The following is a 26753-nucleotide window of genomic DNA, read 5'->3' on the forward strand; positions in this document are numbered from 1 at the left end:
ACTATGTGACCTATGTGTCTATGTGGTAATAAAAATCAAATTCAGACATGTCTAAAAAAATTAACATCGCTATCGTAGGTCTCGGTTTTGGCGCCGAATTTATTCCCATCTATCAGCGTCACCCAAACGCAAATATGTACGCCATTTGCCAACGGAATGTTGAAAAACTCAACGCTATCGGTGATGCTTTCGGCATTGATGTACGCTACTCTGATTACGACGAATTGTTAAAAGACCCCACTATTGATGCCGTTCATATCAATTCTCCCATTCCGAACCACGCTGAGCAAACCTTAAAAGCATTGCGTGCGGGAAAAGACGTAGCCTGTACCGTACCCATGGCAACATCCATAGCGGATTGTCTGGAAATCGTGAAAACCTGTAAAGAAACGGGTAAGAAATACATGATGATGGAAACGGTGGTGTACGCACGTGAATTTTTGTTTGTGAAAGAACTATACGAAAAAGGCGAACTCGGCAAAGTGCAGTTCCTGAAAGCTTCGCACCAACAGGACATGGAAGGATGGCCTGATTATTGGCCCGGATTGCCTCCGATGCACTACGCCACGCACTGCGTAGGTCCGGTAGCCGGCTTGTTACGACTGGAAGCGGAATACGTTTCGTGTTTTGGCTCGGGGACGATCAGTGAAGACCTGATCAAAATCCATAACTCGCCTTTTGCGGTTGAGTCAGCCCATATCAAATTCAAAGACAGCGACCTGAGCGCGTATGTGTATCGTTCACTGTTTGACGTAGCTCGTCAATATCGTGAAAGTTTTGAGGTATATGGTTCGAAAAAATCGTTCGAATGGCCGCTCATCGAAGGAGAAGAAGCCGTGATTCATACTGCCAAAAAAGAAGAGCACCAGATTCCGGAGCGCGTAGCTACGCCCGATTACGCGCATTTGTTACCCGAAGAGATTCAGGCGTTTACCACCAGAGGTGTGTATGACATTGACGAAAATACGCACCTTTCGTTTACACAGGGAGCAGGTCACGGTGGCTCGCATCCACACCTGGTACATGAATTTTTGACGGCATTGGTCGAAGATCGTGATCCTTTCCCCAACGCGGCACAATCGGCCAACTGGACATCGGTAGGTATCTTGGCGCACGAATCGGCAATGCAGGGTGGAAAGATCATGTATTTGCCTGATTATAATGCTTAACCTCAAAATCATCTGACTTAACCATACAATGAAACGTCTCTTATCCGTTGTTCTGTTTGCAATTTTGATGTGGCAATGCGCTACTCAAAAAACGTCTCAACAGGCAAACGTCGGCAAGGTTTCAAACCTTGCCGACGTTAAACCTCGCCGTCTGGAAATTCTGTTTCTGGGCGACAATGGCCATCACCGACCCATTGAGCGCGTTCCCGCCATTATGTCTGCGTTGGGCAGCAAGGGTATTAACTTTACCTATTCTGACCAACTGGAAGACCTCAATGCAACCAATTTGGCCAAGTATGACGGAGTATTGCTTTACGCCAACTGGGATACCATCAGCAAACCGCAGGAACGGGCATTGGTGGACTACATTGCGAGCGGCAAAGGATTTATTCCTGTTCACTGTGCCTCCTATTGCTTCCGCAATTCGGAGGAATTGGTCAAAATCATGGGCGGTCAATTTTGGCGGCATACGTGGGACACTATTCGTCCCATCTGGACCAATCCCAACCACCCCGCCATCATGGGCGTGAAGCAGTTCAAAACATTGGACGAAACGTACCTTCACAGCAAACTGCAACCCGACAACCTGGTACTGACCGAGCGCGAAATTCAGCCGGATCAATACAAAGACAAACCCAATACCAAAACTGAACCTTATACTTGGGTGCGTACGCACGGCAAAGGCCGTATTTTCTATACCGCTTACGGCCACGATGACCGTACATGGAGCCAGCCCGAGTTCATGAAAATGTTGGAGAAGGGAATCCGTTGGGCCGTTGGTGACCAAGCCGTCAAAAATCTGGAGGCACTTGATCCATTGCCTTTTACCTACAAAGAAGCCAAACTTCCCAACTACGAAAAACGCTCAGGCCCGCAATTGGAACAAAATGCAACAACGCCTCAGGAATCAATGAAACACATTCAGGTGCCTGCGGATTTTACGTTGGAACTGTTTGCCTCTGAGCCAAATGTGATGCACCCGATTGCCATGAGCTGGGACGAACGCGGACGCCTGTATGTGTTGATCACTAAAGATTATCCCAACGAGCGCAAAGACACCGGCGGAAGCGATTATATCCTGATTTGTGAAGACACCGATAAAGACGGCAAAGCCGACAAATTCACGCGATTTGCCGATGGCTTGAGTATTCCAACGGGAATGGTTTTTGCCAACGGCGGACTCATCGTCAGCCAAGCGCCGCACATGATCTTTCTGAAAGATACCAACGGTGACGACAAAGCCGACGAGAAGAAAATCTTATTCTCCGGTTTTGGTACGGGCGATACTCACGCAGGACCAAGCAATTTGCATTACGGTTTTGACAACTGGATTTGGGGATGTGTGGGATACTCAGGATTTGAAGGGAAACTCAAAGAAAATGCCGATAGCCTCAAGTTTGGGCAAGCGTTCTTCCGTTTCAAGCCCGACGGTTCTAAAATGGAATGGGTAACCAGCACCTCCAACAATACGTGGGGATTTGCCTTTAACGAAGCAGGTGATGTGTTTGGTTCTACGGCTAACAACTCACACGGTTGGTACATGGCGATTCCGCACCGCTATTTTACGGGCAATTTGGGCATGGGTCGCGACAACGGAAGCCGTGGTACCGATACTCATAAAGACATGAAACCTATTACGCCACGCATTCGTCAGGTCGATGTGTTTGGTGGATTTACGGCGGCGGCAGGTCACAATTTTTACACGGCCCGCGCTTTCCCTAAAAAATACTGGAATCAGATCGCTTTTGTTGCTGAGCCAACAGGACATGTATTGCACCAAAACCTTATGGTGAAACAAGGTACAGACTATGAAGATAAAGAAGCGTTCAACCTTATGGCCGGCGCTGACGAATGGTTTTCACCGGTGTTTGCCGAAGTAGGGCCTGATGGTGCCGTTTGGGTAGCCGATTGGTACAGTTTCATTATTCAGCACAACCCTACACCTCAGGGTTTTGGAAACGGAAAAGGAAACGCTTATGAGACCAATCTACGTGATTTTACCCACGGACGTCTCTATCGCGTAGCCTACAAACAAGCGCCTGCCTATACGCCGATCACATTGAGCAAAGATCGGCCGCAGGAGTTGGTAACTGCGTTGAAAAACACCAACATGTTCTGGCGAAACCATGCCCAGCGTTTGTTGGTTGAGCGCGGCAACAAAGATGTTGTGCCTCAATTGGTTGCGCTGGTAAACGATAAATCAGTAGATGAAATTGGTTTAAATCCTGCCGCTATTCATGCATTGTGGGCGTTGCATGGTTTAAATGCACTGTCTGACGCAAGCGTGATCAAGGCTGTTACTGAAGCCTTAAAACACCCAAGTGCTGCCGTTCGCAAGAATGCTTTGCAGATTTTACCTCCTACCGAAGCTACCGCCCAAGTGCTTTTGGCCAACAATACATTGAACGACAGCGAACCGTTAGTGGTACTGAACTCACTTTTGAAATTTACAGAAACACCTCTGACGCCCGACGCTGAAAAAGCAATTTTAGCCCGTTTTGAAAGTTCAAATGAAGCGGATGACCGTTGGTTACCGGATGCGTTCTCGATTATTTTGAATGCACACGGTGGCAAATTGATGAAAACGTATTTAGCAAAACGTACAGCTGGACTGAAAGCAGAAACGAAAGCACCGGCTCCCATGCCTCACGATCATAGTGCCATGCATGGACCTAATGCTTCTACTGAGCAAGCCTCGACCACTAACCACTCGGCCCATACCGCTACGAAGCCTGACTTGGCCATTACCAACATTACTACTACTCCTGCACAACCTTTTGTACGGGAATATGCAGCAGTAACCATCGAAGTAACGAATAAAGGAACGGCTATTCCAAAAGAAACTGTGCCTGTGGTAAAAGTTCAGATCGAAGGATTGGGCCTGAAAATAAACACCGTAAGTTATCAGTTGAAAAACGGTATCGGTGCAGGCGAAACCATTCAATTGGTGGAAAACAACAACGGCCCTTGGGTTGGACGCTTTGGATTTACGGCCGAACAGGCAGGAAAATTACGCATTAGTGCAAGCATTGACCCGGATAATTTGATTCCTGAAGAAGACGATGTTAAGAACAACTCTTTCGCAAAGACCTTTGAAGTAAAACGCCCTGCGAAACTTTCTGATTTTGCTTTGGAACGCGCTGCACGCAGCTACGCTTCTTCTACGATCAGCCCGGACTCGGTCATTGCGCTGATCACCAAAGCAAATACGTTGGACCCCGACGCTCGTTATGCTGTGCTGAAAGGAGTTGTGAACGGTTGGAATCCACGTCGTAAAGTAACGACCGGTGACGCCAACAAAATGGTACTCGTAAGCGCGAAGGAAGGTATTCCGGAGGATTTAAAATCAAAATACACGGGCATTCTGGAATCATTCGGTGCCAACGCGCTTGTGCCCGTTGACCCTAACCTGCAAGTCATTAAGATCAAATCTATCAAAGAAGCGATGAAATTTGATCTGAAGGAATTTACGGTCATTGCCGGCAAACCCGTTGAATTGATTTTTGACAATCCCGATGCTATGCAACATAACATTGTGATTGTGAAGCCTAAAGCAATGGACATCGTAGGAAACGCGGCGGACAAAATGATCACTCAGAAAGACGCGGCAGAGAAAAACTATGTGCCGAACTTACCGCAAGTGGTAGCGTCCACTCCATTAGTGAACCCTGACCAAACGTATCGTCTCACCTTTACGGCTCCGTCGGAGCCGGGCAATTACCCTTTCATTTGTACATTCCCGGGCCACTGGCGCCTGATGAACGGAGTGATGAAAGTGGTGAAAGAAGAAGTCAAAACAAGTACAAAATAAAAAACAAAGCCTGTCCGAAACGACAGGCTTTGTTTTTTATTTTCTTTGTCTCGCCGTGAAATACTGCTTTGTACTAAAAATGGAGAATAATTGTTAATTTTGAGTAAACCAAATTGATTTACTCATGTTAACAGCAGTTCGAGGTATTTATGAAAATGAGCAGGTAATCTTAGATGAACCTTTGCCTACACAACATGCCAAAGTAATAGTGACAATTATTGAAGAAAAGGCTATTTTAAAAAAGCGCCCTCTCGGAACGATGAAAGGTACAATTTGGATGTCAGATGATTTTAATGAGCCACTTGACGATTTAAAAGAATATATGTAATGGGTTATTTATTGGATACTCATGCATTATTATGGATGCTGGAGAATGTCCTCTTTTATCAATAAATGTCAAAAATTTAATTTCTGATATTTCCACAGACTGCTTTGTCAGTGTTATTTCATTATTTGAAATGGCAATTAAGAAAAAAATCGGCAAGCTCACCCTTTCCAAAGAGATAAGTGAATATGCTAATGAACTTCAAAGAATAGGAATAACTATATTGCCTATAACCCCAAGCCATTTAGGCACATACGAACAAATTCCTCTTATAAGCGAACACAAAGATTCATTTGACAGATTAATTATTGCAACCGCATTTCATGAGAGATTAGCTATTATTACAGTAGATGAGAAATTTAATTTTTACAGTAATACTGTGAAAATTGTTTGGTGAACTATATACTTCTGTCTATCAATGTGATGACTCTATACTTTTATAATGACCCCCTTCTTATACATCACATACAGGATCACAAACCAAATAGTAATAAACGTAAGTGCACCCGCCAATGAAGCATTGTAAGGATCGCTGAACCAAACACCTACCAAATTTTTCTGCATCCAATATTGCGAACTGACGGAGCCTTTGGGCGTATCAATTTTAATAAGCGCCAACGTGCGCGGAATAATGCCCGACAGAAAAAACACCGTAATGGCATTAACACCAAAGGCCACAAAAGGCGTAGTCCAACGCCGATACCCCTGCACATCGATCAGCCAATAACAGGCCGCCAAACTGACCATTGCCCAACCGCCGGCATACAACACAAATGAACTTGTCCAAAGTGATTTGTTGATCGGGAAAACTTCGTTCCACATCAAACCGCCCAAAATGAGCGCATTGCCCGAAAGAAACAACCAAGCTATTCTTTCGGCAATTGATCGTTCTGTACGCAGCCATTGCCCCGTTAAAACCCCCAACAACCCTGTACCAATCGCAGGGATGGTACTGAAAAGCCCTTCCGGGTCCCATACTTTCGCTGATTTCCATAAATGGGCCGTAGTCAATAAGCTACGGTCTATCCATGCACCCAGGTTAGTGGTAGGTTCCAAGTTGGCATAGCCTACACCGGGAACGGGAACTAAGGTCATCAGCAAATAATAAGCAAGGAGCAAAAAAGCGGTAATTCCGATTTGGGCGATGCGCGTTGTTTTGATAAAAATGAGGGAGCAGATCAAATACACAAGCGCAATTCGCTGTAAAACGCCGGGGATTCGGACTGTTTCAAAATTAAATTTTGGATATAGATTCAGGAACAAACCCAAGCCAAACAAAATCGCACTTCTTTTGATGATTTTCAAAACAGACGGTTGTGACTTGCCCATGGCAAACGCAATCGAAACGCCAACGATAAACAAAAAGAAAGGAAAAATAAGATCGGTAGGAGTGCAACCGTTCCAATGAGCGTGGAGTAAAGGTGCATAAACATGGTCCCAATCACCGGGATTATTGACCAAGATCATGGCGGCAACGGTAATCCCACGAAATACGTCCAACGACAGTAAGCGATTTTGCATAGAAAAAGGTACGGGTTTTGCTACGCAAGATAAAATTTTCAGTTGAGATTCCCTCCTACCGGCAGTCCGCTGGGCACATGTTCCGGAATTGTTCGATCAAATTTCTCGTCGTTCAACGTATTCAGAAATTCCACGATCAATGAAATATCTTTGAAATCTACTTTCAGGATTTCTACGATCGGGTCAATTTTTTCTTTATCAACAAGGTGATTACGAATTTTATCGCCGGCCAAATCTTCGTAAAACTCCATTACCTGCTCTAATGTTTTGAGTTTTCCACTGTGCATGTAAGGTGCGGTAAAGCGTAAGTTTCGCAAACTTGGCGTTCTGAACTTGTATTGATTGTCCACTCCCGCATCCGACTGCGGCAACTTTTCGTTATCAGGTACGCCAAGGGCATGGACTTTATAATCCGACAGCATCGGACCATTGTGGCATTTGGCACATCCCGATTTCAAAAATAACTGCATTCCGTCTAGTTCATTGATGGATAACGCATTCCTGTCTCCGCGCATGTATTGGTCAAAACGCGAATTTCCTCCTACCAACGTTCGTTCATAAGCCGCAATGGCGCGGGCCAAATTTTGGCTGTCGATGGCATCAGATTCGGGAAATGCTTCTTGAAAAAGGCGACGATATTCCGCAATTTTCTTTAGACGATTTACCACACTGTCGAGAGCTGCCTTTTCTGAATAGCGATGGCCGCGCATTTCTTCAAATGATTTTATAGGCTCCAACGACTGATTTTCAAGGCTTCTCGCCCGTACATCCCAAAACATTGGTGCATTGGAAGCATTTGCATTACCGGTTAACGTAAGACCATTGAATGCCGTATTAAGAATAGTTTGGGAGTTTCTTTTTACGAACGGAATATCACCGTGAATCCTAAAATCACGTTTGCTGCCGGTACCGCGCCCCGTTACGCCAATGGAAATTTCCAGACTTTCGGCAAAACCGAATTCAGGATGATGGCAGGTAGCACAGGCCACATCTTTATGACCGGATAAGATAGGATCAAAAAACAACAGGCGCCCCAAGGTTATTTTTTCGAGGGACATGGGATTGTCGATAGGGAAAGGCACTTCGGAAGGTAAGGCCGCCAACTTTGTAACATCATCTTTTTCAATACTTTTGGTTTCTTCTTTGGTATTTTCCCGGATGCATCCTGCTACTATCGTACCTACCCAAAAACAAATCATCAAAACCAATACAACAGACCTATGCATTATTATTTTTAGCTATTATCACCTATCAAATACAAGAGTATGATTTGGGCGACAATTTAAAAATGATGTGTATCATTCAACCTGATAAGATACAAATACAACCTTTTTTCCATCCGGCGACCAACACGGAACATTCAATGTACCTTGTCCGCCCACAAAAGCTTCCGTCAGGTCTTTGATTTTTTTAGTCTTAAGATTCAGTAAACGCAATTTTACTTCTTTGCCCAATGGATGTTTGCCTTTTTGATCTTCCAAATAAGCCATATAGACCAACCAATCACCGTCAGGGCTTGGATGCGCAAACCAGTTATCAAATTCATCGTCGGTGAGGCGCTCCTGATCGCTTCCGTCGGGTTTCATGCGAAACAACTGCATTCGTCCGGTCCGGTTTGAGTTAAAATAAATGAATTTGGAATCATGTCCATATTCAGGACCTTCGTCCAATCCCGTCGTGTTGGTCAGGCGAATTTCTTCTCCTCCCGCAGTAGCCAATTTATAAATATCCCATTCGCCGTTGCGCTGAGCTGTGTACAAGATATTTTTTCCGGAACGGCTCACGCTGTGCCAAAAAGAAGGTGCTTTCTCGGTCATCAATTCAGGCGTACCGCCTTCGATGGGGACTTTGAAGATTCGGGAATTATTATTTATCCCGGCACGAACGTCGTTGAAACTGAAAAAAATGCTTTTACCATCGTAACTTATGCCGTGGGCATTGTTGCAACGATTGGCAAAATCCGTATTTATTACACCCAACGATTCTCCTTTGGTTGAAATTTTTTCCAATGACCCTTTGCTGTTAATGACAAAGAATTTACCATCCCGTGCCCAATTGGGTGACTCCAGTAACCAACCGGCGGTTAAAATTACCTGCCTTTTTCCGCTCTTCACGTCTATTACCTCTAAATTACTCTTTATTTTAGTTGGAGCAGGTGTTTGGGCAAAAACAGCCTGAACACTTAAAAAGGCTATCCAAAGGGCATATTTTTTCATATAATTTATGTTAAACGTAGTATATTCTGCTGTTTACAATTCAAATTTCTTACGGAAAATTAACCATTCCGCTGCCAGAAGGTTAGGTACCCAACACAGCCAAGCTACTGTTCTGTACATAGTTGGAAAAGAAATCCCAAACCCAACTGTTCCCAAAGGAAGCCAAATACGTAAGGTAATGGCGGCCATTGTACAAGCATAACTGCGCACCATCCAACGTTTATGGCCATCTAAATCTCCTTGCCGAATGGCTTGATAAGCGCGTAATGTGGTATAAAACCAGGCAATGGCCAAACAAGCAAAACCCGTTTGGGCAACGATTCCTTCATTGGCATACAACGCCGCATAAAAGGCGCAAACGCTTCCTATTAAGATAGCGAATACATAAACTTTACCAAAAAGGCGATGTAAGGGTATATTTTTGGTTCTGAATTTTCGAAGAAACTGAAAAGGCCCTAACGACAAAGCCAATATTCCGCCTATTATATGTCCATAAAAACCGATTCTCCACGGCCATTGCGCAAGTAAATCGGCGGTTTTAGATTGTAATACCAACACATCAGGGCGAAAATTGAGGTATTGTAACGCATACAAACTCACGCCAAAAGCAAAGAAAAAAAGCAAAAATCGAACAAGGAAGAGAGAAAGGGTTTTCATGCTTTGGACTATTTTTCAAATGGTATCTTTTCTGTTGGCAATTGAACGCTTTTCTATGATGCCACACAAAAAACTGATAAGATGTACCATAAAAAATGAGAGGGTTTAAGTAATCAAAGCTACTTAAACTCTCTCATTTTTATACCATTCCGGTTTTAAATTAGGCGCAAAAAAGGTCTGATTTTCTCTATCTCATGGAAATCTCCTGCGATTAACCCCATTTACATTCATATTTCAGGGAAATCAATCCACTTTCATACACTTTAGAATCGATCAGTGTCAGCCACTTCCGCTCTTTCAGACTACTGAAAAGAGGCTTACCTCCGCCTAAAAGAATCGGATGAATGGATAGCCAAATTTCATCCACCAACTCAAGATTCATCAACGTATTGGTGAGTTCGGCGCCGCCAAAAAGCCAGATATCTTTGCCTTTCCGGTTCTTGATTTCCCGTACCTGCGCCTCAATATCTCCGCTGATAAGCGTTTTTTTAGGACTTATTTCGGTCAGTGTATTCGAAAAGATATACTCTTTCATCTTTGGCATCCAACTCTCCTGCCCATCCTCAGCCAAGGCCATTTCGTAGGTTTTTCGTCCCACAAAGACGCTGTCGATACGCGTAAAAAACTCATTCAATCCGTAATCCTGGTCGGTAAAACACCAGTCGTACTCTCCATTGGGGCCTTCTATGTAGCCGTCTAAACTTACGGCCAGGCCTAAAACAATTTTTCTCATAGTTGTCGGGTTGTTTCTACTTACCTTTTTCGCTTTGTTTTACCGAAAATGATGTTGTGACAGGCTATTTCAATCGCTTCCACAAAAGCCGATTTTTTTACCAGATTAAGATCAACGTGAGTCCAGCCCAATTGTCCCCATTTGTTCGGAACGGGGTAAAAAGAGGAATCTTCGCAATAGACCGTTTGCTGCTCCGGCGTCAGTTTCAATGTCACCCACTTATTTTCAATATTGAACGTAGCAAAAATCTTACCATTGATTTTGTACGCAGGTTTATCAAAATGAGGCACCTCAACCGCATTGGGAACCGAAGACAAAATCTCGTACGCATGTTCTAAATCGACCATATCAGTAACAATAAGCACTTATAATAAAAGGAATCGGTAGAGAATAACCTACTTTAGGCATTAACTTTTACTTCTCCAAGTCTCGAAAATAACGCAGCGTTTGTCCGTAATCCAGCCCCATGACCATGCCTTTTATCATCATTGAAATGCGTTTGGTTTTGGTTTCTATGGTCTTGGCCGACTCGATCCATTTGCTGTAATAGTTTTGGTGGCTGACGGGAAGCTTATTGAAATACGCCAGCGCGATAGGTTCATCCTCCAAACATGCCAACATATCGGCTGACTGCGGCAACGGATCTGTGTCTATCTCAAGCTCTACCTCAATGGATGCTCCTTCTTTTTTACGGATTCCGCGACGCATATCGGCGTTGACCGGAATGATAAAGCTTCCCTCTCCCATTGGGATAAGGGCCGTCAGTTTGATGACATGATCATCTAATTTTCCCTTGACACGGTATGAAGTTCGGACATTGGGATTGAGTTCATTGGCAATATGCGTCGGAATCTCAAAATAGGTCCAACCCGTTTTTTCACCTTTTTTATCAAATTTTTGCAGTAGTGCTTTAAAAGAAACCATTCCTTTTCAGTTGCAGTCAGCTGCCAATTTATCCATTATTTTGTTTATTGCCGCTTTTCACGTTTTACGCTGTACCGATTCAGGGCTGTCATTCTTTATTTTTCCAGCAGCTTTCTCATTTCTTCCATCAGCATTTGCCAGTTGTTTTCGGAATGAGCAACTGCTTCTTCATTTTTCAGATTATCCTGTGTTACTGTCACTTTCGTGCCATCCTCAACTGCTTCAACGATGTATTCAATAGTGGCATAATTTTCAGGAACATCTTCTGTACCGCTGAATGAACTCCAATAATCATACGACAGATATTGCTCAGGCTCAAATTTCAGGACTGTTCCCTTGTCTTCGTAAGCTACGCCATCCCACACGCCCGTAAAACGGATCGGACCACCTTCTTTCCAGTCGGTAATGAGGTTTGTACCAAAAAAATATTCCTTCACAATGGCAGGATCGGTGAGGGCATCCCAAACGGCAGAAACCGGGGTATGAAAGAGAAAGGATGTTTTCAGGGCTAATTCTTTGCTCATGATACGTATTGTTTTTTGGTTCTCAGGCAAAGAAAGTAACTCTCACTGACAACCCTATGTCAGTACCATTCGGGTTTCCTGCTCTTTAATATAATCGTTGAGAAGTTGGTGATTGGCTTTACGAAACAACGTATAGGTATTTTGTAATTTCAGGATACGGGCTACTTTAAAATCGCGGTATTCATTGCGCAGCCAACACCACCCGATCACGTGCCAAGCCATTGAGTAGAAAATCATTCCGATCGGTTCTATTTCACGGATACTTACTTCCCGGTTGGCATTTTGATAGTGAAGTTGCAACGTCGTTTGATTGGTGATCGACGTTTGAATTTCTGCCAAATACTCAAAATTATGATTAGGGCAGGAAGCCGTCGTAAAAACCTTATTTTCAAGATGTTCTACACGTTCTTTCTGTTGATTTTTAAGCACCGATTTTACTTTATTGAGTGCCGAATGATAATGCTTGCTGATGGATTTGTCGGTAAAACGTTCTACAATGGATTCGACCAATACCAGTGCGTTGGCTTCTTCACTGCTGAATAGTACAGGCGGTAAAAAGTAGCCCTGCATCACATAGTAGCCTTTGTTTGGTTCAAATCCAATAGGAATACCTATTTCGTCGAGGGCTTTCAGGTCTCGATAAACGGTGCGAATGCTCATACCAAAGCGCTCGGCCAAGGCCTCGGCAAGGGTATATTTTCGCGATTGCAGCGTAATGGCAATGGCTAATAAACGGTCGATACGGTTCATAGTGAACTGAAAACGGGGTTGCCCGCGCAATAATGAACAGAAAAACTCAAAATGTAAAAGTAAGTGCTTGCGGTATATTCTGAAAAGGCACCTTCTGCTTTACGCCGGACTATTGAAAATTCTTTTTTAAAATTATAAAAAAAATTTGTCTTGGTTGTCCGGTTTCGATTTAGTCGTTCGTCATTCGTACAAATTCAATAAATTCGTTCACAAAAAACACAACTACCATGAACAAGTACATGCTCACTTTCTGGAATGCCGTTCAGTCCGAAGAATTTTTTGCTGATCTGTCGCCCGAAGCAATTCAGGTTGAAATCCAAAAGTGGAACAATTGGATCGGCGGCATTGCCGCCCAAGGCAAAATGATAGCCACCGAGGGGCTTTATCCAACCGGAAAAACGGTATCCGGTTCCAACCACATTATCACAGACGGGCCTTTTACCGAAGGGAAAGAAATCATCGGTGGTTTTATGATTCTCTCTGCCGACAACATAGATGAAGCCATTGCACTTTCTAAAGGATGCCCTATTTATGATTCGGAAGGAAGGGTAGAGATCCGCCAAGTTCAGGTGTTTAATTAAATTTCTTTATGACGGAAGTCAATCGGATGGCGGAGCATCTTTTTCGGCACGAGTCGGGAAAGATGCTTGCCGTACTCACACGTTTGTTCGGATTCTCCAATTACGACACTGCTCGGGATGTGGTACAGGACACGCTGTTGGCCGCCATGCAACATTGGAAGCTAAACGGGATTCCGGAAAATCCAACGGCATGGCTTTATGCTACGGCCAAAAACAAAGTATTTGACCGATTGCGCAGAGAGAAGGTCTTTGAAGAAATAAGCCCCGACATTGTTGATGAACTTCGATCAGAGCAGCAAATGCAACAGCACATTGACCACCTTTTTCTGGAACATGAAATGGAAGACAGCCAACTTCGGATGATGTTTGCCTGTTGTCACCCAAGTTTGCCACCGGAAGCTCAGATCACGCTTATTTTACGCACGCTCTGCGGGCTGAGTATTCCTGAAATTGCCAAAGCTTTTTTATCTAACGACGAAGCCATTAATAAACGCCTTTACCGTGCCAAAGACAAAATACGCACGACCTCCATTGAACTGGAAGTACCTTCAGGAGATGCCCTTCCGGCTCGTTTAGATACCGTTTTGAAGGCTATTTATCTGCTTTTCAATGAAGGCTATAACTCCCAACACTCCGAACAACTCATTAAGCAGGAACTTTGTGAGGAAGCATTGCGATTGGGCAATTTGTTAAGTGAGCACCGCTATACTGCGTTGCCCAAAACAGCCGCTCTCTTATCGCTCATGTATTTTCAATCTTCCCGCTTTGATGCCCGTCAGGACAAAGAAGGAAATATCATTTTATTAGCGCATCAAAATCGCCAACAATGGGATCGAATCAGAATAAACAAAGGTGTTGAGTTCTTAAATAAAGCCTCTTATGGACCTGAAATAAGTGCCTACCACCTGGAGGCAGCCATTGCAAGTTATCATGCACAGGCCGAAAACTTTGAAAGTACCAACTGGCAGGCGATCACGTATCTTTATCGATTGTTGGAACAAATCAATCCGGGCATAACGGTACAATTCAATAAAGCCATTGCCATAGGATTTGCCGAAGGACCTCAAAAAGGAATTAATGCATTGCTTGAGCTTAAAGGATTTGAAAAAAGCCAATACTATCATACTGCTTTAGGCGATTTTTACGCACAATTAAAAGAAAATACAATCGCAAAACAGTACTACGAGGCTGCCATTCAACTCACAGAATCAAAAATTGAATGGCAATTGATTTGGAAAAAAATTGAGAAGCTAACTCATTAGCTTTGTTATATAAAAACGTATCTGCAGAATTTCTTTCTCTTGATCATAATCTCTGAGAGATAACAAAACGGTCGTTCAGTGTAAATGAACGACCGTTGTTTTTGAAGAAAAATCTCCTGTCCTGATAACGAATTATTTCATCAGTGGATATTGTTTTTTGTACTTGTGAGGTGTAACTCCAAAGTATTTTTGAAACGTCTTGCTGAATTTGATCGGCTGCGAATAGCCGACTTTTTCCGAAACATCCATTGCCTTATGTCCTTCTTTCAAAAGTTTGGCAGCATATTTCATTTTTTGATCCATATAGATCTGATAAAACGGTTTTCCATAATATGCCTTGAACCTTGTTTTGAATTTGGATGTGCTCCACCCGATTTCTTGGGCTATATCTTCAATATTTGGAGGAGTATTGATATTTCTCAGTATATATTTTGCATAGACACTCTCGAGTGTTTGACGTGTCTCTCCTGAAACAGTAGTAAAAGCCGGCAGTGAATCTTCCATCTGATATATATACGTTATTGCAGAATCTTCGCCGGTTGGAAGTATGCTAAACGTAATTCGTTGATGAATCAGAAAATCAATTAATAACTTATGATGCACACTCGCAATTTTAATACATATATCAGGTTGCGTCAATGCATCCACTTGCTGTTGGTTTGGAAGGATAATCTTGTTCATAGGTTGGAGGGAAGGCTAATCAACATTATATGTCTATTAATCAACAAAAATGGTGCAAAAAACAAAAAATACGATACTTAAAGGTGACGAACAGCAAGTAAAGAGTATTAGAATCAAATAAATGCTCGTTTGTCACCATATTTTGCATTTTGTCACCTGTTTTTATTTTGTATAATTTATTATATGACTTAATTGCATTGAAGTTCAACACAAAACCTATGCATTTCCTTATTATTGAAGATGATCCTATCTGGCAATTGAAGATTCCGATGATGTTGGAAGAGCTGCCGAATGTTAATCTGGAAATAGTGGAAACTTGTCAGGCTGCCGAATTGGTTCTTGCTCAGTCAACCCCCGATATAGTATTGGCTGATATTTCTTTACCCGATGGGATATCACTTGAATTATTCAAAAAATTCAAACCCGACTATCCTATTTTATTTCTTACGGGATTTGCTCAGGATGAATACCTCCAACAGGCCCTGGCAATTCCAAACACTACTTTTTTGGTCAAGCCTTTTCATCGTCTTACATTATTGGGGGCGATAAAGAATGTTTTAAGAACTGATCCTACTTCGTCTCTTAACTCATCACCGGCGCCGCAACGAGAGGGCATATGGGTAAATGGAAAATACCGCCAAAAGATTTTGCTTCCTTTTAAGGATATCATTTACATAGAAGGTGAGGGAAATTATGTAACCATACATACCGTTGATCGCCATTATGTGCTTAAGAGCTCCCTTCGAAAAATCCTTGCAAACCTTAATAATCACTTTATACAGATACAGAAAAAGTTTATTCTCAATAAGAATTTTATTAACAGAATAGATATTTCGGCCGGGAAAGTAAATGTCAAAGGAAACATATTATCCATTGGTAGAGCTTTCCAAAAAGACTTATTAGAACTGGTTAATAAACAATATCGCTAAAAAAACTGTAGACATATCTTTGCGATATGCGCCGCTCTAGTTGTATTTATTATCAAGTCATAAAAAATTCTCCGCAGTAGCTACTGCGGAGAATTTTTGCTTTGATGCATCTTCTACTCTTAGTATAATTCAACTCAATCACCATAATTGATCAACGGTTGGGCTACCTGTTGTTCCGTTACAACTTCTCCAAATGACATTTCAACCGGTAAGCCGTTGAAAATACCTTCTCCTATTCGCCACTTTTGTTTCGTCAATCGGCCAAGTTCAATTGCGTTGACATAAAGCAGCCATAAAACATTCCGCCAACCCCTCCCTTCTTACCGAAGGGGTTATCACTTATTGCTGCCCTATAGAACAAAGCCAAATCAGCTATTTTAAAACAAATTCAACTCATGAAAACTATTCTCCGTTACATTTTTATCGGCTTAGCCGTGGTAGTTATAGGTATTGGCTGCGTAATGGCCTACGTAAAATTCATTCTGCCCGATGTGGGACCTGCGCCCGAGTTAAGAATCAACGCCACTAAAGCTCAGATTGAGCGTGGACGCTATTTAGCCAACCACGTCAACGTGTGTATGGACTGCCACAGTACCCGTGATTGGACTCGCTATTCAGGCCCTCCCACACCCGGAACGATCGGAAAAGGGGGCGAACGTTTCGGCCGGGAATTGGGCTTGCCGGGTACTTTTTATTCCCGCAACATCACCCCTGCGGGAGTTGGAAACTGGACTGACGGCGAACTGTTTCGTGCGATTACCTCAGGAGTGAATCGCCATGAAAAAGCGCTTTTTCCGCTAATGCCCTATTCAGCTTACGGAAAAATGGATCAGGAAGATGTTAAATCCATTATTGCCTATATCCGCACTATCCAACCTATTCATAACAAAATACCTGATTCAGAGTCCGATTTTCCGATGAACTTCATTGTCAATACAATTCCTCAAAAACCAAATTTTGAAAAGCGTCCGGATACAACTTCTCAAATAGCTTACGGACGTTATTTGGTCAATGCCGCCGGTTGTGCCGATTGCCATACCAAAACAGACAAAGGAGAACCACTACCGGGGATGAATTTTGCGGGAGGTGTGGAATTACCCATACCCGGAGGCGTGATGCGTACTGCCAATCTTACTCCTGACAAAGAAACCGGTCTCGGACTATGGACAAAAGCGGCATTCATTGCCCGTTTCAAAGCATTTGACCCTGCCGGCGGCTACAAACCCCACTCTGTAAAACCCGGCGAGAAACAAACGATCATGCCCTGGACCATGTATTCCGGCATGAGTGAGAACGATCTGGGGGCTATTTATTCATACTTACAAACTTTAAAACCTGTTAAAAACAAAGTCGAAACTTTTACGGCTGTTACTTCTGCAAAGGCACCTATTGCGGCAAAATAGCCCGCCATCAAGTCAATGGCAGTTTCCGTAAATACATCAATATCACTCGTTATCATCTATTTACATTCATGAAATACATACCTATTTTTTGCATACTTCTCTTTTTGGCAGCGTTGATGGCCATGCGCCCTCTTGATGTGCTGACCGATACAGGAGTCACTATCCATAATGTACGTCAAGGTACGTTGGACAATTTGGCAGAGAATCGATTTTTTCTCTTCAACAGTACATCAGCAATGCGTAAAATCGCTAAACACATTCCCGCAAATGCGCAAGCCTCAACAGTCCGAGCATTAGGAAAGTTTGTCCGCACCTATGTGGAATCCGATAATTTTAAAGAAGAATACCGCCAATGGCTTAAGCAAAAATACCCCGTTGACGAAACCTACAATGATGCCGCTATTGCCCAACGCGAACAGGAAGTGGGCGGAATGGATGCAGCCGTTGATCAACACATGGCCTTGATGCAGAAAACTTTTGCTCAACTTGACCCTGCCATGCTACAAATGGGCATAAAAATGCAACTCCAACAACAGGAAGCAGAGCTGAAAAAGTATGAAGGTGAAGAACGTACCCAAAAAGCCCGAGAAATAGCCGAAATCAAGAAGATGCTGGCGGCTACCGAAGGCAAACCTGCGGAGTTCAAAAAGCAGTTTATGGCTTATCAGACCGGACAAACAAAACAACAAAGTGGGGAAAGCGTCAATCAGCAGCAAAAAGATTTGGCATATGCCAAAGAGCGTAATGCTGAGTATAAAAAACAAAAAGCGGTTCTGGACGCCCACAGCGATTTTCGTCCGCTGTTGCGCCAGCGCCTCAAAGACTTTATTACTCTTTGCACTGACGTTGATTTCAATGCCAAACTTATGCCCTCGGGTAGTAAACAGGTATTTGTCAATCCTGTTTATCAAAGTAAACCCGCTGAATGGAAGTTTTTATATCGTTTGGGAAAAGAGCCGGTAACGGCAGCAAAGGCGTTTGCGCAAGAGTGGTTAACAGGTTTAAAATAAATCGAAATTACCGAGAAAAACATTGAAAACAATTTTGAACCATCGGTTTGCCGACCGATGGTTCAAAATTGTTTATTCAGAATATTCCACCGGCTCCAGAAAGCCCATTTTACCTGATTGATAATCCTGAATGGTCTGCATGATTTCAGCTTGGGTGTTCATCACGAAGGGTCCGTAACTTGCAATCGGCTCATTGATAGGCTCTCCGCCTAAGATCAACAACCGGGCACCTTCCGAATCCGTTGAAATTGTTACCCACTCACCTTGTTGGCTGAGTTTGGCAATACTCTTGGCTGCGGCCTTTTCAGTATCGTTTATCAAGACCTCTCCCTGAGCTACGTGAATAGCGACATTGAATCCTTCGGGTAATTGTAATTCAAATTGACTTGCGCCCGACACAACTATTTCTGCCAAAAGCACGGGTGTATACGTGAGCGCAGGACCTTTCAATCCGTTCAATTCGCCCGAAATAACCCGTAATTGAACATTTTCATTGAGCTGAACCGAAGGAATTTGTGCCGAAGTCAATTCCTGATAACGCGGTTTTTCCATTTTATGCGCCCGTGGAAGATTGACCCACAACTGCACAAAATCCAATATGCCGCCTTGGCGCGAGAAATTCGTCTCGTGCTTTTCTTCATGAACCAAACCCGAAGCAGCCGACATCCACTGCACATCCCCCGCAAAAATAACACCTTTATTTCCCGCCGAATCGCGGTGTTGCAGCGCTCCTTCAAAAACGACCGTTACAGTTTCGATGCCGCGGTGAGGGTGTTCGTCTACACCTTTGGGCACTCGCGAAGGTTTGACCTGCATTGGGCCGTGGTGATCGAGCATCAGAAAAGGGCTGAAATCCTGGAACCGTTGGGAAGGAATCATGCTTTGTCCCACAAATCCGTCGCCTACTTGCTGCGGCCGGCCTCCGTATACGTATGAAATGGTTTTGAATGTTTTCATTTTGTGTTGTTCAGTATCTGATTGATATGATTGAGTTCGTCCTGAAAAATACTGTGCGGAGCATTTGGATAAATTTTCTCCGTTACATTGGCTCCTAAGTTTTCGAATACTGCGGTGCTGTCCTGAACACGATGTAAAGGAACGTGCGCGTCAATATCCGAACAGCCCAAAAAGAGGGGAGTGTTTTTAAAATCACCCGAATAGCGCTCCGGTTTGATGGAATCACCAATAACTCCACCGCTCAAAATGAAAACACCACCCAACGGCTGCGCGTTCCGCGCCACAAATTCTGCCGTCAGACACGCTCCCTGCGAAAAACCCAACAGGTAAATTTGTTGAGTATCAAATCCTTCTCGCGTAATGTCGTCCACCAGTTGAGTTAACACCTGCAATCCCGACGATAAGCCGGGTTCATTTTGCAATTCAGGTGCCAAAAAGCTATACGGATACCACGTATTTCCCGTGGCTTGGGGAGCTGCCAACGCAAAATCTTCTACGTCAAGTTCGGCAGCTAAACCCAAAATACTGCGCGCACTCGCACCACGTCCGTGGGTCATGATGAGTACGCGTTTGGCTTGGGCAAGTGGCTGTCCCGCCCAAACGGTGTTTTTTATATTGTGCATGATTAACCTCACCCCTTCCCTCTCCTTATTTAAGGAGAGGGGGAAATGTTATTTAGTGGTTGATGTTATATTTTTGGTAAACGGCTTCCAACGAAATTGGTTGCAGCAATTGCTCGATTTGTCCACGGTTGCGTTCCTGCCAAGGCGGTAATTTGAGCGCTTCACCTAATTTTGCTTTTTCTTCGTCTAATAAAAATCCCGGAGGCGTAGTGGCTACTTCAAATAATACACCACCCGGTTCGCGGAAATAAATCGAATGAAAATACTGACGATCAAGCACATGCGTTGGCATAAATCCAGCTGAAAGTACGGCTTCACGTACTTCCAGTTGCGAACTGTCGGTAGGTGTATCAAAGGCAATATGGTGTACAGTACCGGCACCACTCATGCCCCAACGATTGTTACTGTCCCAAACGATGTCTACAAATTGTCCTTCGCGACCGTCTTTTGGCGCATAGCGACGACGAGCACCGGCTTCGGCAACAAATTCATAATTGAGCGAATTGGCTAATAGAGCTTCGGTTCGTTCGTAACTTGTTTCCCAAATTTCAATGTTCCAAAAACCACGAATTGAGTATTCCAACGGAATATGACCGTACGTGAAGCCCGGACGAACGTCTACATCGTTGGCTACCAATTCCAATCCTAAGCCGTCGGGATCTTCGAAATAAATGAATACTTCGTTGAAACGTTGTTGTGGATTTTTGTACAAAATACCGTATTGATCAAAACGTTTTGTCCAATAATCAATGGCTGCCGTTGGAATTGAGAAAGAAGTAGTTGCGGCCTGCCCTTTGCCATGGCGCCCTTTTTGGCTTCCTTTTCCAAACGGGAAGAAGGTCAAAATACTTCCGGCATTTCCTGTTTCATCACCATAATAAAGGTGATATACGTCGGGGGCATCGAAATTGACCGTTTTTTTGACCAATCTTAATCCTAATAAACCTACGTAAAAATCCACGTTTTGTTGAGGATCGGCAGCAATGGCCGTTACGTGGTGAAGTCCTGTTATCAAATTATTCGTTTCCATTGTCTTATGTAATTTTATGATTAGCGAAAAAGGGTTGCTTTCTAACTCTTTGTTTTCCAACGCCTTTTGTTTTTTATTAACGTTACAAAGGTCAGCTAATAATTAAAGCCGTTCAATGGCGAAAAGCAGGAATGCGTTGCCAAAATCATGGAAAGCGAAAAAGCAGTCGCTCGTGTCCCGCGAGTGACTGCTATCAACAGGCCTCCGGCCTGAGTAGAATAACAAATTATGGCCTGAGGCCTCAAAATAGTCATCACTCGCGAGACGCGAGCGACTGCGGGAGGATTCTTAAATCCGACAATGAGGTTTCTCAAAACCGAATGACACCGTATTCACTATCTTTTTATAACGATTTCTCCAAGTTATTGCTTTTTATATTTTCATTTATTTAATTTACGTAATTAATTACGTAAATATTTAATATCATGGATTTTTATCGCACATTAGGCTACGTTGCCCTGGGAAGTTATATGCGGCGGCTCGGCGAGATCAGCCAACAGGCATCAGCGCAGGTATATCAAATGTACGGGATGGATTTTGAGGTAAAGTGGTTTCCGGTTTTTTTGTCTGTAGCCCAAAATGAAGCGGAAACGGTCTCTAAAATTGCCGAATACATTGGGCAATCGCACGTAGGTGTTAGTTTAATGGTCAAGGAAATGACGAAAGCAGGTTTTTTCGAAACGCAAAAGGGTCTTATTGATAAACGCGAAACCACCGTTCGATTGACCGAAAAAGGACACCAAATGCATCAGCGCATGAACGAACTGCTTGAAGATCTGGAAGATACCATGAATGAAGTGAAAAATGAATGCGAAACTGACGTGCTTCGTGCTTTGATGGAATACGAACAAGTCATTTTGCGTAAAGGTTTACCCGAACGCATCAAAAGCCGCCTGAAGATTCGTGAACGAAATAAAGTAAAGATCATTCCTTTTGATTCCGAAAACGCCGCTCATCGTGAGAGCTTCAAACGCATCAATTATGAATGGATCGAGCGCTATTTTAAAGTCGAGCCGCTCGACATAGAATCGCTCGAAAATCCTGAAAAATTTTACATCAACAAAGGCGGATTGGTTTTATTGGCCGAATACCAAGACAAAATCGTGGGCACCTCGGCGCTTAAACCTATGGCCGACGATAGCATGGAGCTTTCCAAAATGGGCGTCGACAATAGCGCTAAAGGCTTGGGAATCGGCGAATTATTGGGGAAATCAATCATTGAAGAAGCCCGCAAAATGGGGCTGAAACGATTGTATTTGGAAACAAATTCACGGCTGTTGCCTGCGCTCAATCTTTACCAAAAACTCGGTTTTAAAACCGTAAAAGATTTCAGTTCTCCCTATTCGCGCGCCGATGTGGCAATGGAGATGCTTCTTTAAATCCCAACGTTCTCCATTTGCCGACAATCCGCTTTCCGTTTACAATTGAATATCAGGCAACCCCGCTTCAATAACGGCGCGGTTGTACTCTTTATCTTCCGGCAACATCAGGTGCATCCCGAGTTCTTCAATAGACTCATCGACGTCAAATCCCGGCCCGGCGGTAGCTACTTCAAACAGTTGATGCGAAGGCAATCGAAAATAAATGGAGCGAAAATATTTACGGTCTTTGACTTCGGTCACTTCAATTCCCAATTCATCCGCCAAGCGATGGCGCAACGCCAATTGCGCTGCTTCGTCGGCAATTTTCCACGCTACATGGTGTACCGTGCCTATGCCGTTTTTGCCGCGAGGTGTATCTGCGTCGGCCCGTAACAATTCCAGTTTGTTGCCCGATTGACCGCCTTTTACTTCCAAACGTATTCTATTTTCTTCCTGCGCTACTTCTTCCATGTTCATTTCAGCGACCAAAAACTGCCTGACAGCTTCCCAAGTATTCTGCGCTATCCACAACGTAACGTGGTGAATGCCGCGAATGGCTACTTCATTGCTGATTTCATCCGTAACAAAGGGAGTTCGGGTATCAGTATCGTCCGTAATTAATTCAATTTGTAAGTCAGCAGGATCACGAAACCATACCACCTGTTGGCCGAAACGTTGCGAAACAACTACTGTAATTCCCACATTTTCTAATCTGTTTTTCCAAAATTCCAATGATATAGCAGGAATCGAAAAAGCAGTGGCGCTGATCATGCCCGTTCCTTCCGTACCTTTTCTTACCCCTTGATCCTGATAAGGAAACGTCGTAAAAATGGTGCCGGGCGTGCCTTTTTTATCACCGTAGTATAAATGATAGACGGAGTTGTTATCAAAATTAACCGTCTTTTTGACCAAACGAAGCCCTAAAAGCTTGGTGTAAAAATCGTAATCCGCCTGTGCTTCGTTGACCGTTGCGGTCACGTGGTGAACTCCTTGAATGACGGTATTTGTTTTCATGCATGGATAAGGTTTAGATGATCGCAAAGTTGGGCCTTAATCCTGCGCCTTTCAATGGCAAAAACGGGGAAGTTGTTGGCGTTTTTACGGTTCTGCGTTTTCTCGAAACTCACTGAACGCAATTCCTTCGCTTTTTTTGAAAAACCTACTGAAGTGGGCAATGTCATCATAGCCCAATTGATAGGCGATTTCCTTCGCACTGAGTTCTGAATAACGGGCCAACCGTTTTGCTTCCAACACCAGCCGGTTCTGAATAAACTCTTTGGCCGACGTACCCGTTTCACTCTTAATAACGTCGTTGAGGTGATTGGCCGTCAGATGCTGACGATCAGCATATTCGTTGACTTTGTGAAACTTATGAAAAAACTGTTCTACGTCGTTCTTGAAATGTTTTACAATTTCCGCCTGACGATTGTCCCACCCTCTGTTCAATACTTTTTGGGCAGATTTGAACCGTTTGCATTGAAGTAAAAACAGTTTCAGCCATGCGCCAACGGCTTCCCATTTCTGCGGAAGCTCCGACTGCGTTTCTTCCGCAATTCCTTTAACCAACGGCAACAGTATGCTCATTTCGTCTGAGGTGAACGTAAGCGGCAAAGCCTCATCACAGTTAAAAAACAAGTCCATATCGGACAGTTGAGAGGGCGAAAAACTGTATTGCTGCAAAAAATCGGGGCGGAATAGAATCACATGGCCGCGCGGATGAGGCTGTGTTAGCGTCAAATGATGAATTTGTTCGGGCGACACAAAATAGGCGGTATTATCCCGTAATGGATATTCGATAAAATCAATCTGATGGGTTCCTTCGGCTGCTTCAACGAGGATCACCGTAAAATGATCGTGCCGATGAGGCAGATCGGGTAGGTGTGTGCGCCGTACTTCCACCTCTGCCATAGTGCGATACGCAAACGGAGTGGGAAGATGCGCCAGTCGAATGTGGGTTTCGGCTTTTTGCATGGTGGGAATCAAAAAAATACGGCATGACTCGCGCCATGCCGTTATTATCCATTAAACATCGTCTGAATCATAAATGACTACCTTTTCCCACAAATGTGCGCAGTCTTTCACAAATGTATGATGTACAGGATGATCCTGATAAATATCCTGATCCGCTTTGGTTTCAAAAAGCATTAACCACGAAATTGAATACGAACGGTCGATCACAGCGCGGTATGTATCAGCCACTTTACCGATGTGAGCCAATTTTACAACTTCAATCGAAGTAAGTGTTTGCAAACCCGCCACAAGCGCGTCGCGGTCGGCACTGCTATCGGGATTATTTAAATAAAAAAATACATGATGTACAAACATGGTTCCGGAAGGGGTTTTTTATAATGAGAAGTAGTTCTACCCAAAATCTAATCCTCCAAAAATACCTAAAAGTTTGTCACCATGCCCATTTCAGCCCAAAACGTTCGTAATTTTTAAAAATAACGTGCGGACTTAGCAGAGGCATTTTGGCAATGATCGCATGTGCAGCAATGAGTTGGTCGTATTGGTCATCGTGTACCATTTTGCGCATTTTGCTTCCATTCTCATTTCGTTCGGGCATTTTCATCTCAGCCGTAACAATCGGCAATTCTGTATACAATGAGTATGCTTCGAGCGGAAGGGGTACAATTTGCAATTGCCAATGATGGATAATTTGTTCAAAGAAAGTATCCAATGAAGTTTCCAGTTGATAATAACCGCGCTGAATCCAATTTGCCCATTCCAACACCGTAGCCGAACTGATGCAACCGCCCTCTTCACACTCATTAATGAGGCGCAGGGCATTGTGCGATAAGCGATTTGGATTACGTATCAATAGATCCAACGTGGAAGTATCCAACATAATTTGTTTAGGAAGTTTACGGTACGGAAACTCAACCGCCGGCACCGCCGCGCCAAAAGGAGAATAATCCACAATTTCATGCGTCCATAGAACGGCATTTTTGGGGTGAGAAGACTTATTTTTGCTTCGTTTAGGGGTAGTGGGAATGTGTACTGAATCTTCCATTTTTGAGGAGTAATGAGATAAATCGGTTTTGACTTCAAAAGTACAAAATATTTTTACTAATAATAAACATAAACACAACAACTCAAAAAGCCTTTTAAAACAAAAAAGGGCGAGAATCTCGCCCTTCTTCTTACGCTGCTTCTGATAGGTAGACAGGAATTCTAAGATGATGGTAGGCTTTTTCAGTGGCCTCTCTTCCACGAGCTGTTCGTTTGATATACCCTTCCTGAATCAGAAAAGGCTCATACATTTCTTCGATGGTCTCGGCCTCTTCACCGCAGGCCGTTGCAATGGTCGAAATGCCAACCGGGCCGCCTTTGAATTTTTCAATAATGGTCGTTAAAATACGATTATCCATGTCGTCAAGACCGTTCGCATCTACTTCCAACGCCTTCAACGCGCGACGGGTAATATCCATCGTAATGGTGCCATTGCCCAATATCTGTGCAAAGTCACGCGTGCGGCGCAACAGGTTGTTAGCGATGCGCGGGGTACCTCTGCTCCGGCTGGCCAATTCCAACGCCGCTTCGGGTTCAATGGGCGTGCCCAGCAAGCCGGAAGACCGCTGTATGATCGTACAGAGCAATTCAGCGTCGTAATACTCCAGACGGGCGTTTATACCAAAACGAGCGCGTAGCGGGGCTGTTAAGAGGCCTGCACGCGTAGTAGCGCCTACTAACGTGAACGGACTGAGCTGAATTTGGAGTGAACGCGCATTGGGACCGTTATCGAGCAATATGTCGATCTTAAAATCCTCCATTGCCGAATACAGATATTCTTCCACAATGGGGTTTAGCCGATGGATCTCGTCAATGAACAATACATCATTCGGTTGCAGATTCGTGAGCAAACCTGCCAAGTCGCTGGGCTTATCAAGCACCGGTCCTGTGGTGGTTTTGATGCCCGCCCCCATTTCGTTGGCCAAGATGTGAGAGAGTGTTGTTTTCCCCAATCCCGGAGGCCCGTGGAGGAGCGTGTGGTCGAGCGGTTCGGTGCGCTGACGAGCCGCTTCGACAAACACTTTCAGGTTGTTCAGGATTTTGTCCTGACCCGTAAAATCGCCGAAACTCAATGGCCTCAAAGCACGCTCAACCTCGCGATCGGTTTCAAGAGGAGTGTTTTTTCTGACAATGTTTGTGTCCATGCTTTTTTTTAACAAAAATAGTAAAAATAAAAATACTAATTGTATCTATATTCTTTATTAATTGTAAAATATTTTTTTGTATTTAATATTTATATATTGTACATTTGTTACTCAAAAACACTCAATCTT

At 43.7% G+C, this 26753-nt stretch carries 29 protein-coding genes; 10 read left to right on the forward strand and 19 right to left on the reverse strand.

Features of this window, described 5'->3' with window-relative positions:
* Positions 1-47 precede the first annotated feature (47 nt).
* The 4 genes from ACQY73_RS17180 (at position 48) to ACQY73_RS17195 (ending at position 5702) form a co-directional block, all read left to right on the forward strand.
* The gene (locus ACQY73_RS17180; protein WP_428668304.1) at positions 48-1169 is read left to right on the forward strand and encodes a Gfo/Idh/MocA family protein; all 1122 of its coding nucleotides are present in this window, start codon (positions 48-50) and stop codon (positions 1167-1169) included.
* Between the two features lie 28 nt (positions 1170-1197).
* Positions 1198-4980 carry a PVC-type heme-binding CxxCH protein gene (locus tag ACQY73_RS17185; protein WP_428668306.1) on the forward strand — a complete coding sequence of 1261 codons (3783 nt, stop codon included), beginning with the start codon at positions 1198-1200 and terminating at the stop codon, positions 4978-4980.
* 124 nt (positions 4981-5104) lie between these two features.
* Positions 5105-5308 (forward strand): DUF2281 domain-containing protein, encoded by a 204-nt coding sequence (locus tag ACQY73_RS17190; protein ID WP_428668308.1) that lies wholly within the window; start codon positions 5105-5107, stop codon positions 5306-5308.
* 31 nt (positions 5309-5339) lie between these two features.
* The gene (locus ACQY73_RS17195) at positions 5340-5702 is read left to right on the forward strand and encodes a type II toxin-antitoxin system VapC family toxin (protein ID WP_428668310.1); all 363 of its coding nucleotides are present in this window, start codon (positions 5340-5342) and stop codon (positions 5700-5702) included.
* Between the two features lie 32 nt (positions 5703-5734).
* On the opposite strand, the gene ACQY73_RS17200 is transcribed toward ACQY73_RS17195, so the two are convergent.
* The 9 genes from ACQY73_RS17200 to ACQY73_RS17240 all read right to left on the reverse strand — a co-directional run bounded on the left by ACQY73_RS17200 (position 5735) and on the right by ACQY73_RS17240 (position 12630).
* Positions 5735-6826, reverse strand: coding sequence for an acyltransferase family protein (locus ACQY73_RS17200; protein ID WP_428668312.1), 1092 nt, complete (start codon positions 6824-6826; stop codon positions 5735-5737).
* Between the two features lie 38 nt (positions 6827-6864).
* A complete protein-coding gene (locus ACQY73_RS17205) occupies positions 6865-8052 on the reverse strand; it encodes a cytochrome c peroxidase (RefSeq protein ID WP_428668314.1) in 1188 nt (395 codons plus the stop codon).
* Between the two features lie 72 nt (positions 8053-8124).
* Positions 8125-9042, reverse strand: coding sequence for a TolB family protein (locus tag ACQY73_RS17210; protein ID WP_428668316.1), 918 nt, complete (start codon positions 9040-9042; stop codon positions 8125-8127).
* A gap of 33 nt (positions 9043-9075) precedes the next feature.
* Complete coding sequence (locus ACQY73_RS17215; RefSeq protein WP_428668318.1) at positions 9076-9699, reverse strand: DUF2306 domain-containing protein; 624 nt, start codon at positions 9697-9699, stop codon at positions 9076-9078.
* Positions 9700-9910: 211 nt separating this feature from the next.
* Positions 9911-10432 (reverse strand): dihydrofolate reductase family protein, encoded by a 522-nt coding sequence (locus ACQY73_RS17220; RefSeq protein ID WP_428668320.1) that lies wholly within the window; start codon positions 10430-10432, stop codon positions 9911-9913.
* Positions 10433-10452: 20 nt separating this feature from the next.
* Positions 10453-10779, reverse strand: coding sequence for an MmcQ/YjbR family DNA-binding protein (locus ACQY73_RS17225; protein WP_428668322.1), 327 nt, complete (start codon positions 10777-10779; stop codon positions 10453-10455).
* A 67-nt stretch (positions 10780-10846) separates the two neighbouring features.
* Positions 10847-11356, reverse strand: coding sequence for a YdeI/OmpD-associated family protein (locus ACQY73_RS17230; protein WP_428668324.1), 510 nt, complete (start codon positions 11354-11356; stop codon positions 10847-10849).
* Positions 11357-11451: 95 nt separating this feature from the next.
* Positions 11452-11880 carry an SRPBCC family protein gene (locus ACQY73_RS17235; protein ID WP_428668326.1) on the reverse strand — a complete coding sequence of 143 codons (429 nt, stop codon included), beginning with the start codon at positions 11878-11880 and terminating at the stop codon, positions 11452-11454.
* 54 nt (positions 11881-11934) lie between these two features.
* Positions 11935-12630, reverse strand: coding sequence for a helix-turn-helix transcriptional regulator (locus ACQY73_RS17240; RefSeq protein WP_428668328.1), 696 nt, complete (start codon positions 12628-12630; stop codon positions 11935-11937).
* A 227-nt stretch (positions 12631-12857) separates the two neighbouring features.
* On the opposite strand from ACQY73_RS17240, the gene ACQY73_RS17245 reads away from it, so the two are divergent.
* Together ACQY73_RS17245 and ACQY73_RS17250 are read left to right on the forward strand one after the other, a co-directional pair.
* Entirely contained in the window at positions 12858-13211 is a 354-nt protein-coding gene (locus ACQY73_RS17245) for a YciI family protein (RefSeq protein ID WP_428668330.1), read from the forward strand.
* 8 nt (positions 13212-13219) lie between these two features.
* Complete coding sequence (locus tag ACQY73_RS17250; RefSeq protein WP_428668332.1) at positions 13220-14473, forward strand: RNA polymerase sigma factor; 1254 nt, start codon at positions 13220-13222, stop codon at positions 14471-14473.
* Between the two features lie 132 nt (positions 14474-14605).
* On the opposite strand, the gene ACQY73_RS17255 is transcribed toward ACQY73_RS17250, so the two are convergent.
* On the reverse strand, positions 14606-15154 hold the full coding sequence (locus tag ACQY73_RS17255) for a helix-turn-helix transcriptional regulator (RefSeq protein WP_428668334.1): 549 nt from the start codon (positions 15152-15154) through the stop codon (positions 14606-14608).
* A gap of 218 nt (positions 15155-15372) precedes the next feature.
* Here ACQY73_RS17255 and ACQY73_RS17260 point away from each other — a divergent pair, with 218 nt between their 5' ends.
* Positions 15373-16083: a LytR/AlgR family response regulator transcription factor gene (locus ACQY73_RS17260; RefSeq protein ID WP_428668336.1), complete on the forward strand. Its 711-nt coding sequence runs from the start codon at positions 15373-15375 to the stop codon at positions 16081-16083.
* Positions 16084-16217: 134 nt separating this feature from the next.
* On the opposite strand, the gene ACQY73_RS17265 is transcribed toward ACQY73_RS17260, so the two are convergent.
* A complete protein-coding gene (locus ACQY73_RS17265) occupies positions 16218-16340 on the reverse strand; it encodes a hypothetical protein (RefSeq protein WP_428668338.1) in 123 nt (40 codons plus the stop codon).
* A gap of 138 nt (positions 16341-16478) precedes the next feature.
* Here ACQY73_RS17265 and ACQY73_RS17270 point away from each other — a divergent pair, with 138 nt between their 5' ends.
* Both ACQY73_RS17270 and ACQY73_RS17275 read left to right on the forward strand, forming a co-directional pair.
* Entirely contained in the window at positions 16479-17486 is a 1008-nt protein-coding gene (locus tag ACQY73_RS17270; protein ID WP_428668340.1) for a c-type cytochrome, read from the forward strand.
* Between the two features lie 68 nt (positions 17487-17554).
* The gene (locus ACQY73_RS17275) at positions 17555-18496 is read left to right on the forward strand and encodes a hypothetical protein (RefSeq protein WP_428668342.1); all 942 of its coding nucleotides are present in this window, start codon (positions 17555-17557) and stop codon (positions 18494-18496) included.
* Between the two features lie 72 nt (positions 18497-18568).
* On the opposite strand, the gene ACQY73_RS17280 is transcribed toward ACQY73_RS17275, so the two are convergent.
* From ACQY73_RS17280 to ACQY73_RS17290, 3 genes are read right to left on the reverse strand one after another with little or no spacing between them, the layout of a single operon-like run.
* Positions 18569-19453, reverse strand: coding sequence for a pirin family protein (locus ACQY73_RS17280; protein WP_428668344.1), 885 nt, complete (start codon positions 19451-19453; stop codon positions 18569-18571).
* A complete protein-coding gene (locus tag ACQY73_RS17285; protein WP_428668346.1) occupies positions 19450-20076 on the reverse strand; it encodes an alpha/beta hydrolase in 627 nt (208 codons plus the stop codon). The genes ACQY73_RS17280 and ACQY73_RS17285 overlap by 4 nt, the downstream gene beginning before the upstream one ends.
* A gap of 52 nt (positions 20077-20128) precedes the next feature.
* Entirely contained in the window at positions 20129-21106 is a 978-nt protein-coding gene (locus ACQY73_RS17290; RefSeq protein WP_428668348.1) for a VOC family protein, read from the reverse strand.
* Positions 21107-21531: 425 nt separating this feature from the next.
* On the opposite strand from ACQY73_RS17290, the gene ACQY73_RS17295 reads away from it, so the two are divergent.
* On the forward strand, positions 21532-22485 hold the full coding sequence (locus tag ACQY73_RS17295) for a bifunctional helix-turn-helix transcriptional regulator/GNAT family N-acetyltransferase (protein ID WP_428668350.1): 954 nt from the start codon (positions 21532-21534) through the stop codon (positions 22483-22485).
* A 39-nt stretch (positions 22486-22524) separates the two neighbouring features.
* On the opposite strand, the gene ACQY73_RS17300 is transcribed toward ACQY73_RS17295, so the two are convergent.
* From ACQY73_RS17300 to ruvB, 5 genes are all read right to left on the reverse strand, one after another.
* Positions 22525-23481 carry a VOC family protein gene (locus ACQY73_RS17300; RefSeq protein ID WP_428668352.1) on the reverse strand — a complete coding sequence of 319 codons (957 nt, stop codon included), beginning with the start codon at positions 23479-23481 and terminating at the stop codon, positions 22525-22527.
* Between the two features lie 84 nt (positions 23482-23565).
* Positions 23566-24438 carry an AraC family transcriptional regulator gene (locus ACQY73_RS17305; RefSeq protein ID WP_428668354.1) on the reverse strand — a complete coding sequence of 291 codons (873 nt, stop codon included), beginning with the start codon at positions 24436-24438 and terminating at the stop codon, positions 23566-23568.
* 51 nt (positions 24439-24489) lie between these two features.
* Entirely contained in the window at positions 24490-24792 is a 303-nt protein-coding gene (locus tag ACQY73_RS17310; RefSeq protein WP_428668356.1) for a Dabb family protein, read from the reverse strand.
* Positions 24793-24868: 76 nt separating this feature from the next.
* Positions 24869-25480 (reverse strand): type II toxin-antitoxin system VapC family toxin, encoded by a 612-nt coding sequence (locus tag ACQY73_RS17315; protein WP_428668358.1) that lies wholly within the window; start codon positions 25478-25480, stop codon positions 24869-24871.
* A gap of 130 nt (positions 25481-25610) precedes the next feature.
* Complete coding sequence (gene ruvB / locus ACQY73_RS17320; RefSeq protein ID WP_428668360.1) at positions 25611-26624, reverse strand: Holliday junction branch migration DNA helicase RuvB; 1014 nt, start codon at positions 26622-26624, stop codon at positions 25611-25613.
* Positions 26625-26753: the final 129 nt, after the last annotated feature.

Source organism: Runella sp., assembly GCF_965279615.1.
In the GTDB taxonomy this organism is placed as follows: domain Bacteria; phylum Bacteroidota; class Bacteroidia; order Cytophagales; family Spirosomataceae; genus Runella.

Coding starts and splice junctions, on each gene's coding strand:
- ACQY73_RS17180 (WP_428668304.1), top strand. CDS start 48: ATGTCTAAAAAAATTAACATCGCTATCGTAGGTCTCGGTTTTGGCGCC.
- ACQY73_RS17185 (WP_428668306.1), top strand. CDS start 1,198: ATGAAACGTCTCTTATCCGTTGTTCTGTTTGCAATTTTGATGTGGCAA.
- ACQY73_RS17190 (WP_428668308.1), top strand. CDS start 5,105: ATGTTAACAGCAGTTCGAGGTATTTATGAAAATGAGCAGGTAATCTTA.
- ACQY73_RS17195 (WP_428668310.1), top strand. CDS start 5,340: ATGGATGCTGGAGAATGTCCTCTTTTATCAATAAATGTCAAAAATTTA.
- ACQY73_RS17200 (WP_428668312.1), bottom strand. CDS start 6,826: ATGCAAAATCGCTTACTGTCGTTGGACGTATTTCGTGGGATTACCGTT.
- ACQY73_RS17205 (WP_428668314.1), bottom strand. CDS start 8,052: ATGCATAGGTCTGTTGTATTGGTTTTGATGATTTGTTTTTGGGTAGGT.
- ACQY73_RS17210 (WP_428668316.1), bottom strand. CDS start 9,042: ATGAAAAAATATGCCCTTTGGATAGCCTTTTTAAGTGTTCAGGCTGTT.
- ACQY73_RS17215 (WP_428668318.1), bottom strand. CDS start 9,699: ATGAAAACCCTTTCTCTCTTCCTTGTTCGATTTTTGCTTTTTTTCTTT.
- ACQY73_RS17220 (WP_428668320.1), bottom strand. CDS start 10,432: ATGAGAAAAATTGTTTTAGGCCTGGCCGTAAGTTTAGACGGCTACATA.
- ACQY73_RS17225 (WP_428668322.1), bottom strand. CDS start 10,779: ATGGTCGATTTAGAACATGCGTACGAGATTTTGTCTTCGGTTCCCAAT.
- ACQY73_RS17230 (WP_428668324.1), bottom strand. CDS start 11,356: ATGGTTTCTTTTAAAGCACTACTGCAAAAATTTGATAAAAAAGGTGAA.
- ACQY73_RS17235 (WP_428668326.1), bottom strand. CDS start 11,880: ATGAGCAAAGAATTAGCCCTGAAAACATCCTTTCTCTTTCATACCCCG.
- ACQY73_RS17240 (WP_428668328.1), bottom strand. CDS start 12,630: ATGAACCGTATCGACCGTTTATTAGCCATTGCCATTACGCTGCAATCG.
- ACQY73_RS17245 (WP_428668330.1), top strand. CDS start 12,858: ATGAACAAGTACATGCTCACTTTCTGGAATGCCGTTCAGTCCGAAGAA.
- ACQY73_RS17250 (WP_428668332.1), top strand. CDS start 13,220: ATGACGGAAGTCAATCGGATGGCGGAGCATCTTTTTCGGCACGAGTCG.
- ACQY73_RS17255 (WP_428668334.1), bottom strand. CDS start 15,154: ATGAACAAGATTATCCTTCCAAACCAACAGCAAGTGGATGCATTGACG.
- ACQY73_RS17260 (WP_428668336.1), top strand. CDS start 15,373: ATGCATTTCCTTATTATTGAAGATGATCCTATCTGGCAATTGAAGATT.
- ACQY73_RS17270 (WP_428668340.1), top strand. CDS start 16,479: ATGAAAACTATTCTCCGTTACATTTTTATCGGCTTAGCCGTGGTAGTT.
- ACQY73_RS17275 (WP_428668342.1), top strand. CDS start 17,555: ATGAAATACATACCTATTTTTTGCATACTTCTCTTTTTGGCAGCGTTG.
- ACQY73_RS17280 (WP_428668344.1), bottom strand. CDS start 19,453: ATGAAAACATTCAAAACCATTTCATACGTATACGGAGGCCGGCCGCAG.
- ACQY73_RS17285 (WP_428668346.1), bottom strand. CDS start 20,076: ATGCACAATATAAAAAACACCGTTTGGGCGGGACAGCCACTTGCCCAA.
- ACQY73_RS17290 (WP_428668348.1), bottom strand. CDS start 21,106: ATGGAAACGAATAATTTGATAACAGGACTTCACCACGTAACGGCCATT.
- ACQY73_RS17295 (WP_428668350.1), top strand. CDS start 21,532: ATGGATTTTTATCGCACATTAGGCTACGTTGCCCTGGGAAGTTATATG.
- ACQY73_RS17300 (WP_428668352.1), bottom strand. CDS start 23,481: ATGAAAACAAATACCGTCATTCAAGGAGTTCACCACGTGACCGCAACG.
- ACQY73_RS17305 (WP_428668354.1), bottom strand. CDS start 24,438: ATGCAAAAAGCCGAAACCCACATTCGACTGGCGCATCTTCCCACTCCG.
- ACQY73_RS17310 (WP_428668356.1), bottom strand. CDS start 24,792: ATGTTTGTACATCATGTATTTTTTTATTTAAATAATCCCGATAGCAGT.
- ACQY73_RS17315 (WP_428668358.1), bottom strand. CDS start 25,480: ATGGAAGATTCAGTACACATTCCCACTACCCCTAAACGAAGCAAAAAT.
- ruvB (WP_428668360.1), bottom strand. CDS start 26,624: ATGGACACAAACATTGTCAGAAAAAACACTCCTCTTGAAACCGATCGC.